This window comes from Ideonella sp. B508-1, from assembly GCF_000333615.1.
Classification (GTDB): domain Bacteria; phylum Pseudomonadota; class Gammaproteobacteria; order Burkholderiales; family Burkholderiaceae_C; genus Ideonella.
Genome location: NZ_BADL01000368.1, coordinates 1 through 13,634, shown reverse-complemented (window position 1 = coordinate 13,634; position 13,634 = coordinate 1). Strand labels below are relative to the sequence as shown.

Genomic DNA, 13,634 nt, shown 5'->3' with positions numbered 1-13,634 from the left:
CATCAGGCGGTAGAAGCGCAGCTCGGTTTCGTTGACCGTGGTCATCAGCACCTGCTGGCCGTTGAATTCGGGGGCAGACCACATCCAGGGCACGGTGCGCAGGTCCTTGTCACCGTCGTCGGTGGTGATCTGCATCAGCTTGCCGCTGTCGAGCTTGAGCATGAGGACCTGCTTAACGCCGTTCACATCCTGGGCGTAGACCAGTGCGTTGGCGCCCCGTGCGAAGCGCACCGACACCGGCTTGGGCGTGGCCTTCATGCCCATGACCTTGGTCTCGCTGGAGTCGTCGTTCAGGTAGCGCCAGTAGTGGCGGTTGAACTGGTCGACATAGCTGATGCGCGGGTTGGCATCGCCTTCGTCGTCGCTGGCGTAGGGCGCATTGCGTGGCAGGTCAGGGCCCAGCACCGACAGCGTGTTGGGCGAACCGTCGGCGTTGAGCTGGGCGTAAGCAAGCCGGGCGTTCTGCAAGGTGTGGCCGCCATTGACGAACTTCGTGTAGACGATGTGGTCGCCCGTGGCGGTGGACACCCACTCCGGACCGTTGGTGGTGATCCCCATGTCCGCCGGCGTGATCGCGTCGCTGTCGATCAGCTTGTATGTGGGGGTGATGATGTTGCCGGTGGTGGGGTCGAGCTTGCCGACCCACAGGCGCCCCTGGTAATCACACCAGGTGAACATGTTGCGCGACTGGCTGAACTCCGAATCGATCAGATCGATCCGTGGATTGGCCTGAATCTCGTTGGGGGAATAGCCCGCGACGGGCACGGTGGCGGCCTGGGCGGCCGTGGCGACCACTGCGGCCACGCAAGCCTCGGCGATTCCCTTCAGGGCGCCGGAGAAGAGGAATGGAAGTGCGGATTTCAAGTTCTTCACCTTTGCCATGGGGCGTCAACCAAGGGATACACCGATTCCAAGTTTTCGCATCCGAGGAGAGCTGGCCCATCCCTAAGCCGTGATGTGCGACATTTCTGCAGACCGTGAACGATGCTCGGCAAGACCCGTGCCAGTCCATGGCAGGCGAAAAACCGTAAAGTGACCGCATGAGCATGAAATACCTTCACACCATGGTGCGTGTCACCGAGGTTGAGCCCTCCCTGCAGTTCTGGCGCGATGCACTGGGCCTGGAAGTGGTGCGCCGGGACGACTATCCCCAGGGGCGCTTCACACTGATCTACCTGGCGGCTCCGGGAGACCATGCCGCACAGATCGAGCTGACCCACAACTGGGACCCGGAAACCTACACCGGGGGGCGCAACTTCGGGCATGTGGCCTATGAGGTGTCGGACATCTATGCCGCCTGCGAACGGCTGCAGGCGCACGGGGTCACCATCCTGCGCCCCCCGCGCGACGGCCGCATGGCCTTCGTGCGTTCGCCCGACCAGATCTCGGTCGAGCTGCTTCAGGCCGGCCAGCCGCTGGCACCGGCCGAACCCTGGGCCTCCATGCCCAACACCGGCAGCTGGTGAGTCCTCGGGGGGTCAGCGGCGTGAGCAGGAACGCAGGGTGAAGGCCTGCTCAGGGGAAAGGCCCTGAGCTGACCAGCAGCGAAGCCAGCGCGTCCTCTTGTGCTTGTGCGCTCTTGAGCGAGTGGTCTTGCTTGATGTCCGTGAGTCGGGGCTGTGGTGGCTTTTCCAGCAGCATCACCCATGCCATGGACTTCTGGGGGGTGAACGGGGCTGCACGGGGGCAGCGGCACACGGCGTTCGCCGGTGAGACCTTGGTCGGGCCGCTTCACGGGCGAGCTCGACAGCGTCCTCGAGCGCCCGCAAGATCGGGCACCGGCTGATGGCAGCGTGCAGGAAGGCCGGCCCGCGACAATGTGTCCTGTCCGCTGCCAGCCCAGCGCTTCGGTGCCCTCTCATCCCCACTCGTCACGATGAACTACCCTGACTTCAATCCCGCCTCGCCCAACACCCCGCTGAGCGATGCCGAACTCCAGCAGCTCGACGAGCTGCTGGCCTCCCTGCCCAGCGAGGCCGCCATGAACATCGAGGGCATGGATGGCTACCTGACCGGCCTGTGGCTGCTGCCGGGGGTGCTGGAGCGCCTGGGCACCGCTGCCTGGCTGCCCCTGGTGTGGGGGGGTGACGGCGAGGAGGCCGCGCCCTTTCCCAGCCAGCGTCAGCGCAAGAACACCACGGTGCTGGTCCTGCGCCATCTGCAGTCCCTGGCCTGCCAGTGGCGGGACGATGTCGAGTCCTGGGAACCCATCTTCAGCGTGGCCGAAGAAGGCGAGCGCGAGTGGGTGGATGCCCGGGACTGGTGTACCGGCTTTCTGCAGGCCACCGACCTCGCGGCCCAGGACTGGGATCCGATCTGGGACGATCCCCAGATCGGGCCGCCGCTGGTGCCCATCGCGCTGCTGGGCGGGGAAGGGCAGGACGACGACGCGGCCGCGGACCTGGACGATCCCGAGGTGGTGGATTCGCTCAGCCGCAGCGTGCCGGAGGCCGTGCTGGCCCTGCTGGCGCGCCGCAGCGGCCACTGAGCGCCCCGGCCTGTCCCGCTCCCGCGCCTGTCACAGGTCGGGCGGGCGCGGCCTCGGGCGGACCGCTCACAGGCCGTCCAGGTGATCGGGATCCCGCAGGGCCAGCGTGTGCGCCGGCGCGGGGGGATCGTAGGGATTCGCGCTGCTCAGCGCGCCCTGGTCCACATCCACCCGGTAGTAGCCCGTCTGCGGGCGGCGGGCGAAGTCGAACTGCTGCCCGGCATCCAGGCGCCAGACCTTGTAGCCCGCATAGCTGACCGGGTCCGCGCCCTGGTGACAGCTTTCCGAGGGGCGGTCGGCCAGCACCATGTAGGCCCGGTCGCCGTACACGGTGCCCAGGCCGTTGCGGTCGATCACCACGGCCGTGCCCTCGTTGATGCCCAGGCCCCAGGCCTGGGTCGTCTGGCCCACGGCCAACTGGCGGCACAGAAAGGCCATCATCCGGCCCATGCGGTCGCGCTTGACGAAGTGGCTGTCGGTCAAGGTGTTGCGCAGGGCGGACCAGTCGAACATGTGCTCGCTGAAGCTGACGTTGTCCCGGTAGGGCTCGGCCAGCGCGGTGGGCGAGGTGACGCTGCCCTGGCAGCCGTCGTACACCGCCAGCGAGCCCTGGATGGCCAGGCCGGCGCTGCCGCCCCCGGTGCCGCCGCCGCGCTGCACCACCTGCCGCACCGCCGCCGGCAGCGGGCTGTCGCGCCAACGCATGAAGTTGCACTGGTCCCCGCCGCGGAAGTAGACGACCTCGGCCTGTCGGATGGCGTCCAGCACCGCCGGGTTGGCGGCGTCCCGGGGCTCGCGGATCACGATGGTGGTGCAGGAATTGACCTGCGCCAGCCCCGTGATCGTGCGGCATTCGCCTTCCCAGTCGGGATAGCTGGCGCCCAGCACGACCACGTCCAGCCGGTCGGTGGACACCTGACGCAGGAAGGCGCCGAAGGAGCTGCCGTCCGGCGGCCCGTCGCCCTTGAGGTAGAGCGCCGGACCGCGCAGGGCCGCCGCGGCGTTCTCGGGCGCGCCGAGCCGGTGCATCACCAGGCTGTCTCCCTCGGCCTGCGCCAGTCCCAGGCTCAGCCAACCCAGACTGGCGCAGAGCAGGCGGCGCCATGAGCGACAGGAAAGGCTCGGCAGTCCAGGCATCGTGTCCTCCAGAGGGCAGTCGGCGAGGGGCCCCGGAGCACGCCGGGGTCTTGGCCGACACCAAGCAAGGATCAGACCCGAATCTGACGCTGGGGTGACGGTCTTCGGTGCCGGAAGGATCAGCGCTGCTGGGCGCCAGGCGCCAGCAGGGTCACGTCGCCCAGGGCTTCGGCCACACAGGGCAGCACCTCGCCCTGGGCGCGCTCCTCGGCGCTCAGGCCGGGCCAGTCGATGCGGTAGCGGATGTCGCCTGCCGTCAGCTGGCAGCGGCAGGCGCGGCAGCTGCCGTTGCGGCACGAGCGTGGCAGACGCACCCCCGCCGCATCGGCCGCCTCCAGCAGGCTCATGCCGGCCGGGACGGGCAGCACGCAGCCGAGGGGCTCGATGCGCAGCCGGGCGACCGACGGTGGGGTTTCGGGCATGCCGGCACTGTAGCCGCGGCGGAACTTCGTAGACTCTGGTGTGGGTGTGACCGCACAGAACAGCACAAAGGAGACATGGGATGAAGGCCCCGACGGACCGCGCCGTGGACAGCGCAACCGGCCGCCCGGCTGAATGGCCGGCCGGTGGCCCGGTGTCGGACGACCCCGCCCTGCAGGGCACCCGCCGCGCCGCCAGCGTGGTGCTGATGCGCGACGCCGAGGGCGGCCCCCAGGTGCTGCTGCTGCGCCGGGCCGTGCGCGATGGCGACATGCGCAGCGGCGTCTGGGTGTTCCCCGGCGGGGTGCTCGATGCCGCCGACCCCGGCCTGCACGACCGGGCCCGGGGCCGCGACGAGGTGCTCAGCCAGCGCATGCAGCTGCCTTGCCGCGGGCTGGATTACGCCATCGCGGCGGTGCGCGAATGCTTCGAGGAGGTGGGGCTGCTGCTGGCGGACGGGCCCGACGCGGCCCTGGCGCAGGGCGCGGCCATCCGTCCGAGCCTGCAGGATGGCCAGGCCTTTGCCGACTGGGTGCGGCAGGCCGGGCTGACCCTGGCGGTCGATGGGCTGGTCTACCTGGCCCACTGGCTGACGCCGCTGGGCATGAAACCCCGCTTCGACACCCGCTTCTTCCTGGCCCGGGCCCCGCAGGGGCAGCAGGCCCTGGCCGATGCGGGCGAGGCACTGGAACTGGCCTGGATGACCCCGGCGCAAGCCCTGGCGGCCGGCCTGCGCCTGCTGCCGGTGACCCGGGCGCTGCTGCAGGGGCTGGCCAGCCACCCCACCGTCGATGCGGCCCTGGCCGCCGCACGGCAGCTGACCCGCATCGAGCGACAGTCCCCGCGCCTGGGTCGCGACGCGCAGGGCGTGCGCCCGGTGCTGCCCCAGGAACTGGCCTTTGCCGAGATCGGTCGCCTGGACCCCGAGGGTCGCGGCGAGGTGTGGACCACGCTGGCGCCGGAGCGCGTCGTGACGCTTTCGCCCCGCGTGCAGCGCATCACCTGTGGCAATGGCTCGATGATGACCGGGCCGGGCACCAACACCTACCTGATCGGCTCGCCCGGCCACGAGGCGCTGGCGGTGCTGGACCCTGGGCCCGAGGACGCCCACACCGAAGCCCATCTGCAGGCCGTGCTGGCCGCGGCGGGGGGCCGGCGCATCACCCACATCCTGGTGACGCACACCCACCCGGACCATTCGCCCGCCGCCCGGCGGCTGCAGGCCCTGACCGGGGCGCGCCTGGTCGGTCAGCCCGCGCGCCACCCCGAATGGCAGGACATGGGTTTCCAGCCCGATGAGGCGCCGGAGGACGGGCAGCGCTGGCGGCTGGGCGAGGACTGCACGCTGCGGGCGGTCCACACCCCCGGGCATGCCGCCAACCACGTCTGTTGGTGGCTGGAGCAGGAGGCGCTGCTCTTCACCGGCGACCACGTGATGCAGGGCTCCACCGTGGTGATCAACCCGCCCGACGGCGACATGGCGGCCTACCTGGCCTCGCTGCAGGGGCTGAAGTCGCTGCCGCTGCAGTGGCTGGCCCCGGGGCATGGCTTCCTGATCGAGGCGCCGGCGCGCGAGTTCCAGCGCCTGATCGACCACCGTCTGGCCCGGGAGGCGAAGGTGCTGGCGGCCCTGCGCGCCCAGCCTGCGCCACTGGGCACGGCCGAGCTGCTGCCCCAGGTCTACGGTGACGTGCCCGCGGCGCGACACGGCGTGGCCGAGCGCTCGTTGCGGGCCCACCTGCTCAAGCTGCAGGCCGATGGCCTGGCCCTTCACGCCGAGGGGCGCTGGCAGGCCGCCTGACCGCGGGATCCGTCTGGAGACGTCCCCCTCTTGAAAACGGGTGGGGCGCCCCCATGTCACGCCCTTGAAGCCCGTGCCGGGCTGCTTTCATTCCCACCGACCCAGAGTTCACGCAACGATGAGCAAGCAAACCCATGCCTTCCAGGCCGAGGTCAAGCAGATCCTCCACCTGGTCACCCACTCGCTGTACTCCAACAAGGAGATCTTCCTGCGGGAGCTGGTGTCCAACGCCTCGGACGCCTGCGACAAGCTGCGCTACGAGGCCCTGGACCACCCCGAGCTGTACGAGGATGCGCCCAACCTGGAGGTGCGGGTCTTCTTCGACGCCGAGGCCAAGACCCTGACCATCCGCGACAACGGCATCGGCATGAGCGCCGAGGAGGCCGCGGCTCACCTGGGCACCATCGCCAAGAGCGGCACGCGCGACTTCATGGCCAAGCTCTCGGGGGATCAGAAGAAGGATGCCAACCTGATCGGCCAGTTCGGCGTGGGCTTCTATTCCGGCTTCATCGTGGCCGACCGCATCACGGTGGAAAGCCGCCGTGCCGGGCTGCCGGCCGACCAGGCCGTGCGCTGGAGCAGCGAAGGCACCGGCGAGTACGAGCTGGAAGCCATTGCCCGTGCCGAGCGCGGCACCGACGTCATCCTGCACCTGCGGGACGAGGAAGCCGAGTTCCTCTCCACTTGGCGGCTGAAGGCCATCATCAGCAAGTACAGCGACCACATTTCGCTGCCCATCCTGATGAAGAAGGAGACCTGGGACGCCGAGGCGGCCAAGCAGGTGGTGACCGACGAGTGGGAAACCGTCAACAAGGCCGCCGCCCTGTGGGCCCGCTCCAAGAGCGAGGTCACCGACGCCGAGTACCAGGACTTCTACAAGCAGATCAGCTACGACAGCGAGCCGCCGCTGGCCTACACCCACAACCGGGTGGAAGGCCGCAGCGAGTACACGCAGCTGCTCTACATCCCCAAGAAGGCGCCGATGGACCTGTGGAACCGCGACAAGCGTGGGGGCGTGAAGCTCTACGTCAAGCGGGTCTTCATCATGGACGACGCCGAGGCCCTGATGCCGGCCTATCTGCGCTTCGTCAAGGGCGTGATCGACTCGGCCGACCTGCCGCTCAACGTCAGCCGCGAGCTGCTGCAGGAGAGCCGCGACGTGAAGGCCATCCGCGAAGGTTCCACCAAGCGGGTGCTGGGCATGCTGGAGAGCCTGGCCGACAGCGACAGCGCCGAGGACAAGGCCAAGTACGCCGACTTCTGGAAGGAGTTCGGTGCGGTGCTCAAGGAAGGTGTGGGCGAGGACTTCGCCAACCGCGAGCGCCTGTCCAAGCTGCTGCGCTTCGCCTCCACGCACGCCGACGAAGGCGTCTCGCTGGCCGACTACGTGGCCCGCATGAAGGAAGGCCAGCAGGCGATCTACGTCATCACCGCCGACAGCCTGGCCGCGGCCAAGAACAGCCCGCAGCTGGAAATCTTCCGCAAGAAGGGCATCGAGGTGCTGCTGCTGACCGACCGCGTGGACGAGTGGCTGCTGTCGCACCTGCACGAGTTCGAGGGCCACATGCTGCAGAGCGTGGCCAAGGGCGCCGTGGACCTGGGCCAACTGCAGGACGAGGAAGAGAAGAAGAAGGCCGAGGAAGTGGCCGAGGCCTTCAAGCCCGTGCTGGAGCGCCTGAAGGAGGCCCTGAAGGGCCGGGCCAAGGACGTGCGCGTCACCACCCGGCTGGTCGATTCACCGGCCTGCGTGGTGGTGGAAGAAGGCGACATGAGCGCCCACCTGGCGCGCCTGCTCAAGCAGGCCGGTCAGGCCGCCCCGGACGCCCAGCCCATCCTCGAGGTCAACCCCGAGCATGCGCTGGTCCGGCGTCTGGCCGACGACCCGCGCTTCGACGACCTGGCCCAGATCCTCTTCGACCAGGCCCTGCTGGCCGAAGGCGGCCAGTTGGACGACCCGGCGGGCTATGTGCAGCGCGTGACGCGCCTGCTGGCACCGGCGGCCTGAGGCCGCGGGGGGAGGCGGGCGCCTGTCCGCCTTCCTCCTCTCCCTTTCCTCTCCCCGGAACGAGGGGAGAGGGCCCCGGCCTGGGGATCAGGGCAGATCCTGCAGGCGGTCGATCTGTTCGCGCAGCTCACTGGCCTGCTGGCTCCAGTAGGCCGGGCTGGCGAACCAGGGAAAGGCGATGGGGAAGGCGGGGTCCTCCCAGCGTTCCGCGATCCAGGCGCTCTGGTGGATCATGCGCAGGGTGCGCAGGGGCTCGATCAGCAGCAGCTCGCGGTCGTCGAAGTCCATGAAGTCGCGGTAGCCGTCGAGCAGATGGTCCTGCGCCGCGGCCACGGCGCCGCGTTCGCCGGGCAGCAGCATCCAGAGATCCTGGATGGCCGGCCCGGTGGCGCAGTCGTCCAGGTCCACCAGGTTCGGGCCGCTGAAGGCACCTTCCTCGCGCCACAGCACGTTGCCGGGGTGGCAGTCGCCGTGCAGCCGCAGCAGCCGGGCCGGCGGGTGGCGCTCCATCACGGCGTCCACCAGGGCCAGGGCCTGGGCGCTCAGCCGCACCCAGGCAGGGTCGATCTCGGGGTCGACGCGCCCGCTGTCGATCAGGCGCTGGCGCGGCTGGTGTCCCAGCGTCGCGCTGTCGATGGGCCGGCGGTGCACAAAACGGCCCCGCGCGCCCACGGCATGGAGTCGTCCCAGCAGGTGGCCTAGGCGGCGCAGCACCTCGGGGTCTTCCAGTTCGGGTGCGCGGCCCACACGCCGCTCGCTGACCGAGAAACGGAAAGTTTGGCCTTCGTCGGTGGTCACATGGGCCAGCGTGGGGGTGGCTTCGGAGAGCCGCAGCGGGCCGCCAACGTCCAGCGGTCTCAGCGCCAGGGGCGGCACCACGGGCAGGTCGGCCTGGGCCAGTTCCGCGGCAAAAGCATGTTCCTCGGCGATCTGGGCATCGGTCCAGCGGCCGGGGCGGTAGAACTTGGCCACCACCACCCGGCCATCGTCCAGGTGGGCCTGCCAGACACGGTTCTCGTAGGAGTTCAGCTGCAACAGCCGCCCATCGGGGGGCAGCCCGGCCAGGTGCAGGGCCTGCAGCACAGCGGCCGGATCGAGCCCGGCGAAAGGGAGGGAGGGCAAAGAGGCGGGCATCGGCGCATGGTACGCCGCGCCCGCTGGCGGGCTCAGTCGGCGGTGGCCGATTCCCGGGTCTCGGACAGGCTGCGCGGGGGCCAGGCCAGATCGGCACTCATCCACGAACTCAGCATCTGCATGAACTGCGCCTGGCTCTTGACGCTGTAGTCAAACTCGGCGGCCTGGTCGGCCATCAGGGCCTCCAGTCGGGTGCCCAGATTCTCCGGCGGCAGCTTGAGGCGCGCTTCGGAATCGGAGCCTTCCCGCTCCACCGTGGCGCCGGCCTTGCGGGCGATGCGCAGCATGGCCGTGTTCTCGGTCAGGGCGTGGATGATCATGGTGTCCACGCCACGGATGCGGGCCCGCAGCACGGCATGGTCGAACAGCCGGGCGCCGTAGCCGCGGCCACGGGCATGGGCGGCCACCGAGACACCGAATTCCGCCAGGTTCGAGTCCTCGCCGTCCTGGGCCAGATAGGCCACATGGGTCATGGCGATCAGCTCGAGCTTCCAGTTGAACACCCCGGCGATGTCGTCGCGCACGAAGTTCAGCGACGCGACATAGCGTTCGATCTGGGTGTCGCTGGCGGCGTAGCCGAAGCGCAGATAGCGATCCGAGGGCGTCAGCGCCAACAGATGGGTCAGCACGTCGGGCCGGTTGGCCTCGCTCAGGGCGCGGATCGGGATCCAGCGACTGCGGGCGAGAGGGCGGGAGGAAGAGGTGTTTGGGGCTTGCATGGCCATCAGCAGGCGTGACAGGCCTGTGTCAGGTCTAGGGTTTACCCGGACTGTACAGGGTTTTCACGGATTCCGCTGTGCAGTCCGCACGGCTTCTGCCGCTTCAATGACTTGTTCGGCCAAGCTGGGTTGGGCTATACTTGCCGGCTTTCCCGTTATCGGCGGGGAGAGTGGCGCCTGTTTCGAACACCATCCAGCATGGCTTCGACCCGGGTTGCACGGTGGGTCTGAGAGGCTGCCGGGAACGTCGCTGCGAGGCGGTTCCTTTTTCCAAGCAGTGCCGAAGACCCCTCGCGTGGCCGCTCGCACAGCCGTTTCTCCTGTTCTCAGAGACTCTCATGAAGACCTTCAGCGCCAAGCCGGCCGAGGTGGTCCACGAGTGGTTTGTGATTGACGCCACCGACAAGGTGCTCGGACGTGTTGCCAGCGAAGTGGCACTCCGTTTGCGCGGCAAGCACAAGGCCATCTACACCCCTCACGTGGATACCGGCGATTTCATCGTCATCGTCAATGCAGACAAGCTGCGTGTGACGGGCAACAAAGCCAACGACAAGGTGTACTACCGTCACTCCGGCTTCCCGGGTGGCATCTACGGCACCAAGTTCAAGGACATGCAAGCCAAGCATCCGGGCCGCGCCCTGGAGAAGGCCGTCAAGGGCATGCTGCCCAAGGGTCCGCTGGGCTACGCGATGATCAAGAAGCTGAAGGTGTACGCGGGCGACACGCATCCGCACACCGCCCAGCAGCCCAAGGCGCTGGAAATCTAAGGAGCGGTGATGATCGGTAATTGGAACTATGGCACCGGCCGTCGCAAGTCGTCGGTGGCCCGCGTTTTCCTGAAGAAGGGCACCGGCCAGATCGTCGTCAACGGCAAGCCCGTGGACGAGTACTTCGGCCGTCAGACCTCCATCATGGTGGTCAAGCAGCCTCTGGTGCTGACCGAGAATGTCGAAGCCTTCGACATCAAGGTCAACGTCGCGGGTGGCGGTGAATCCGGCCAGGCAGGCGCCGTGCGCCACGGCATCACCCGTGCCCTGATCGACTACGACGCCGCCCTGAAGTCCGCGCTGAGCCAAGCCGGCTTCGTGACCCGCGACGCCCGTGAAGTCGAACGTAAGAAGGTCGGTCTGCACGGCGCCCGTCGTCGGAAGCAGTTCAGCAAGCGCTGATCGATCTCCCGGTGGCCGCGCCTGGCGTGGTCACCAGGGTCCAGGCCGCTTCAGCCGCTGTGCTGGGCGGCCTTTGTCGTTTCTGGCGGGCCTGCGAAGACGTCGCACCGCCGAAACGGTCAAACCCGCGCCCCTGGCAAGGACATGGCCTGGCATGGGAACATGCTGACCTGCGCCTTGAAAGCCGCCTGGGCGTCGCCATCTGCACGATGCTGCGCCGCCGGAGGGCCGGGGCGCCTGCACCACCTCGAAGGACATCCGAATGACCGCCGTCGCCGAGACCCAAGACCTTGCCAGCACCGAGATGCCGGCGCCCATCATCTTCACCGACAGCGCCGCGGCCAAGGTGGCCGATCTGGTGGCCGAGGAAGGCAACCCGGACCTGAAGCTGCGCGTGTTCGTGCAGGGCGGTGGCTGCTCGGGCTTCCAGTACGGTTTCACCTTCGATGAGATCGTCAACGAGGACGACACGCAGATGAGCAAGAACGGCGTGACCCTGCTGATCGACGCGATGAGCCTGCAGTACCTGGTCGGCGCCGAGATCGACTACAAGGAAGACCTGCAGGGTTCGCAGTTCGTGATCAAGAACCCGAACGCGACCACCACCTGCGGTTGCGGATCGAGCTTCTCGGTCTGAGTCCGGGCTGAACGCCTCGCCACGCAGGCCGCCTTCGGGCGGCCTGTGTCGTTTCAGGCGGGATGCAGGGCGCCCAGCACCCGCAAGCCCCGCGCGCCGGTGACCTCGGGCCGATTGCCCGGCTGCCGGTGCAGAAAGGCCCAGGCCAGCCAGGCGAAGGCGGTGGCCTCCACCTGCAGCGGGGGCAGGCCGGCGCTGTCGGTGCTGGACACCCGCAGGTCGGGCAGCAGGGCCTGCAGGCGGCGCATCAGGTCCTGGTTCAGGGCGCCGCCACCGCAGCACAGCAGGGTGGTCGTGTCAGACGCCTGGGCGACCAGGGCCTCGGCGGCGCAGCGAGCCGTGAATTCGGCCAGAGTGGCCTGCACATCCTGCGGCTTCAGGGTCCCAGTCAGGCGTGGCAGCAGCCAGGCCGGATTGAACAGGTCGCGCCCGGTGCTCTTGGGGGGCGCGGCGCGCAGAAAGGGCTCGTCGAGCAGGCGCGCCAGCAGCGCCTGGTCCACCTGGCCACCGGCACTCCAGCGCCCGTCGGTGTCGTAGCTCTGTCCCCGCTCGCGCTGGATCCAGAAGTCCAGCAGGGCGTTGCCGGGCCCGCAGTCGAAGCCACGCACCGGCGCGGGGTCGGCCGCGGCGGGCAGCAGGGTGAGGTTGGCCATGCCGCCCAGGTTCAGGATGGCCGTGGCGGCGGGCTGACCGCCGAAGGCCATCGCATGGAAGGCCGGCACCAGGGGGGCGCCCTGACCGCCCGCCGCCACGTCGCGGCTGCGGAAGTCGCTCACCACGTCGATGCCGCAGCGCTCGGCCAGCAGGGCCGGCTGGTTGAGCTGCAGCGTGTAGCCGGTCCCGTCGAATTCGCCGGGCCGGTGGCGCACCGTCTGGCCGTGCGAGCCCACGGCCCGCACCGCCTGCGCCGACATACCGCCGATGGTCAGCAGCTCGCCCACCAGGGCGGACTGCAGCTCGGCCAGGGCATTACCCGCCAGGGCGCCGCGGTGCAGTTCATCGGGTCCGCTCTGGTTGAGCGCGAGCAGCTCATCGCGCAGCACCGCGGAAAACGGGCGGTGGGCGTGGGCCAGCACGGTGGGGCGCCCCTGCCCGTCGAAGCGGGCCAGCACCCCATCGACGCCGTCCAGCGAGGTGCCGGACATCAGGCCGATCAGCAGCTCCGACGTGCCCATCGGCCGCCTCAGGCGCTCAATCGAACCGGCCGGGCATGCCGCCCAGGTCGGTGGCCAGATCCAGTTCGGACTTGAGGGTCTGGGCCAGCTGGGCGAAGCGGCCGCGCTGCGTGCCATCCAGGCGGACGGTTTCGGAGGCCTTGGCCACCGCCACCGGGTCCTTCTGTTCGCCGTGCAGGCGGAACTCGAAGTGCAGGTGGGGGCCGGTGGCCCAGCCAGTCATGCCGACATTGCCGATGGTGTCGCCGGCGCTGACATGCTGGCCCTTGCGCACGCCGATGCGGCTCAGGTGGGCGTACACGGTCATGCGGTCGCCGGAGTGCTGGACCATGATGACGTTGCCGTAGCCGTTCTGCACGCCGGCAAAGGACACCACGCCGTCGCCCACCGTCCGCACGGCGGTGCCGATGGGGGCCGCGTAGTCCACGCCCAGGTGCTTCTTCCAGATGCCCAGGATGGGGTGGAAGCGCATGGCGAAGCCGGAGCTCACCCGCGAGAAGGCCACCGGGCTGGAGATGAAGGCGCGGCGCTTGCTCTCGCCATTGAAATCGAAATAGCCACCCTTGCCGACACCGGCGTACCAGACGGCCTGATGGGCCTGGCCGGCGTTGACGAACTCGGCGGCCAGCACCTTGCCGCTGCCCTGGCTCCAGGGCACGGCCTCGCCATCGGCGGTCAGGGTCTCGAAAACCACGCGGAAGGTGTCGCCCTTGCGCAGGTTGCGGCGGAAGTCGATGTCGTTGCCGAAGATCTCGGCCAGCTGGGTGGCCACCGCGTCGGGCAGGCCGGCTGCATCGGTGGCGGCGAACAAGGAGCTCTGGATGGTGCCGCTGGCCAGGCGCGGGGTCGACTCGAGCTGCGCCTGTTCAAGATGGGAGGCATAGCGGCCATCGGCCTGTCGCTCCACCCGCAGCCGGGCGAAGCGGGGGTGTCCGTTCTCGTCGTCGGC

General features: G+C 69.0%; 14 protein-coding genes and 1 pseudogene. 7 read left to right on the top strand and 8 right to left on the bottom strand.

Annotated elements, in window-relative coordinates; translation table 11 throughout:
• Nucleotides 1-864, bottom strand: a pseudogene (locus I73_RS28255) (hypothetical protein); the annotation flags it as partial.
• A 176-nt stretch (nt 865-1,040) separates the two neighbouring features.
• Between I73_RS28255 and I73_RS15525 the strand changes: the two are divergent.
• On the top strand, nt 1,041-1,466 hold the full coding sequence (locus I73_RS15525; RefSeq protein WP_022981455.1) for a VOC family protein: 426 nt from the start codon (nt 1,041-1,043) through the stop codon (nt 1,464-1,466).
• A 49-nt stretch (nt 1,467-1,515) separates the two neighbouring features.
• On the opposite strand, the gene I73_RS33230 is transcribed toward I73_RS15525, so the two are convergent.
• Nucleotides 1,516-1,653, bottom strand: a complete 138-nt coding sequence (locus I73_RS33230; RefSeq protein WP_159105892.1) for a hypothetical protein — start codon at nt 1,651-1,653, stop codon at nt 1,516-1,518.
• Between the two features lie 223 nt (nt 1,654-1,876).
• On the opposite strand from I73_RS33230, the gene I73_RS15520 reads away from it, so the two are divergent.
• Nucleotides 1,877-2,488: a UPF0149 family protein gene (locus I73_RS15520; protein ID WP_022981454.1), complete on the top strand. Its 612-nt coding sequence runs from the start codon at nt 1,877-1,879 to the stop codon at nt 2,486-2,488.
• A gap of 66 nt (nt 2,489-2,554) precedes the next feature.
• Here the strand turns inward: I73_RS15520 and I73_RS28250 are convergent, their stop codons facing one another.
• Both I73_RS28250 and I73_RS15510 read right to left on the bottom strand, forming a co-directional pair.
• A complete protein-coding gene (locus I73_RS28250; RefSeq protein ID WP_022981453.1) occupies nt 2,555-3,625 on the bottom strand; it encodes a cyanophycinase in 1,071 nt (356 codons plus the stop codon).
• 119 nt (nt 3,626-3,744) lie between these two features.
• Nucleotides 3,745-4,047 (bottom strand): 2Fe-2S iron-sulfur cluster-binding protein, encoded by a 303-nt coding sequence (locus I73_RS15510; protein ID WP_022981452.1) that lies wholly within the window; start codon nt 4,045-4,047, stop codon nt 3,745-3,747.
• 80 nt (nt 4,048-4,127) lie between these two features.
• On the opposite strand from I73_RS15510, the gene I73_RS15505 reads away from it, so the two are divergent.
• Nucleotides 4,128-5,846 (top strand): MBL fold metallo-hydrolase, encoded by a 1,719-nt coding sequence (locus tag I73_RS15505; RefSeq protein ID WP_022981451.1) that lies wholly within the window; start codon nt 4,128-4,130, stop codon nt 5,844-5,846.
• Between the two features lie 118 nt (nt 5,847-5,964).
• Nucleotides 5,965-7,851, top strand: coding sequence for a molecular chaperone HtpG (gene htpG / locus I73_RS15500; protein WP_022981450.1), 1,887 nt, complete (start codon nt 5,965-5,967; stop codon nt 7,849-7,851).
• A gap of 87 nt (nt 7,852-7,938) precedes the next feature.
• Here htpG and I73_RS15495 read toward each other — a convergent pair whose 3' ends face one another.
• Nucleotides 7,939-8,973 carry a serine/threonine protein kinase gene (locus tag I73_RS15495; protein ID WP_306304235.1) on the bottom strand — a complete coding sequence of 345 codons (1,035 nt, stop codon included), beginning with the start codon at nt 8,971-8,973 and terminating at the stop codon, nt 7,939-7,941.
• A 44-nt stretch (nt 8,974-9,017) separates the two neighbouring features.
• Nucleotides 9,018-9,704, bottom strand: a complete 687-nt coding sequence (locus I73_RS28245) for a GNAT family N-acetyltransferase (protein WP_234409523.1) — start codon at nt 9,702-9,704, stop codon at nt 9,018-9,020.
• A 338-nt stretch (nt 9,705-10,042) separates the two neighbouring features.
• Between I73_RS28245 and rplM the strand changes: the two genes are divergently transcribed.
• The 3 genes from rplM (at nt 10,043) to erpA (ending at nt 11,510) form a co-directional block, all read left to right on the top strand.
• Complete coding sequence (gene rplM, locus I73_RS15485; protein WP_022981447.1) at nt 10,043-10,471, top strand: 50S ribosomal protein L13; 429 nt, start codon at nt 10,043-10,045, stop codon at nt 10,469-10,471.
• A gap of 9 nt (nt 10,472-10,480) precedes the next feature.
• Nucleotides 10,481-10,873: a 30S ribosomal protein S9 gene (gene rpsI / locus I73_RS15480; RefSeq protein ID WP_022981446.1), complete on the top strand. Its 393-nt coding sequence runs from the start codon at nt 10,481-10,483 to the stop codon at nt 10,871-10,873.
• 262 nt (nt 10,874-11,135) lie between these two features.
• Nucleotides 11,136-11,510 (top strand): iron-sulfur cluster insertion protein ErpA, encoded by a 375-nt coding sequence (gene erpA / locus I73_RS15475; RefSeq protein ID WP_022981445.1) that lies wholly within the window; start codon nt 11,136-11,138, stop codon nt 11,508-11,510.
• A 53-nt stretch (nt 11,511-11,563) separates the two neighbouring features.
• Here erpA and I73_RS15470 read toward each other — a convergent pair whose 3' ends face one another.
• Together I73_RS15470 and I73_RS28240 are read right to left on the bottom strand one after the other, a co-directional pair.
• Nucleotides 11,564-12,685, bottom strand: a complete 1,122-nt coding sequence (locus I73_RS15470) for an anhydro-N-acetylmuramic acid kinase (RefSeq protein ID WP_022981444.1) — start codon at nt 12,683-12,685, stop codon at nt 11,564-11,566.
• Between the two features lie 16 nt (nt 12,686-12,701).
• Nucleotides 12,702-13,634, bottom strand: a 933-nt coding sequence (locus I73_RS28240; RefSeq protein ID WP_022981443.1) for a M23 family metallopeptidase, incomplete at its 5' end; no start/stop codon positions are given.

Excerpts from the sequence above, each read along its gene's own strand:
- I73_RS28250 (WP_022981453.1), bottom strand. The coding sequence starts at position 3,625 with ATGCCTGGACTGCCGAGCCTTTCCTGTCGCTCATGGCGCCGCCTGCTC.
- I73_RS15470 (WP_022981444.1), bottom strand. The coding sequence starts at position 12,685 with ATGGGCACGTCGGAGCTGCTGATCGGCCTGATGTCCGGCACCTCGCTG.
- I73_RS28245 (WP_234409523.1), bottom strand. The coding sequence starts at position 9,704 with ATGCAAGCCCCAAACACCTCTTCCTCCCGCCCTCTCGCCCGCAGTCGC.
- htpG (WP_022981450.1), top strand. The coding sequence starts at position 5,965 with ATGAGCAAGCAAACCCATGCCTTCCAGGCCGAGGTCAAGCAGATCCTC.
- rpsI (WP_022981446.1), top strand. The coding sequence starts at position 10,481 with ATGATCGGTAATTGGAACTATGGCACCGGCCGTCGCAAGTCGTCGGTG.
- erpA (WP_022981445.1), top strand. The coding sequence starts at position 11,136 with ATGACCGCCGTCGCCGAGACCCAAGACCTTGCCAGCACCGAGATGCCG.
- I73_RS15520 (WP_022981454.1), top strand. The coding sequence starts at position 1,877 with ATGAACTACCCTGACTTCAATCCCGCCTCGCCCAACACCCCGCTGAGC.
- I73_RS15525 (WP_022981455.1), top strand. The coding sequence starts at position 1,041 with ATGAGCATGAAATACCTTCACACCATGGTGCGTGTCACCGAGGTTGAG.
- I73_RS15505 (WP_022981451.1), top strand. The coding sequence starts at position 4,128 with ATGAAGGCCCCGACGGACCGCGCCGTGGACAGCGCAACCGGCCGCCCG.
- rplM (WP_022981447.1), top strand. The coding sequence starts at position 10,043 with ATGAAGACCTTCAGCGCCAAGCCGGCCGAGGTGGTCCACGAGTGGTTT.
- I73_RS15510 (WP_022981452.1), bottom strand. The coding sequence starts at position 4,047 with ATGCCCGAAACCCCACCGTCGGTCGCCCGGCTGCGCATCGAGCCCCTC.
- I73_RS33230 (WP_159105892.1), bottom strand. The coding sequence starts at position 1,653 with ATGGCATGGGTGATGCTGCTGGAAAAGCCACCACAGCCCCGACTCACG.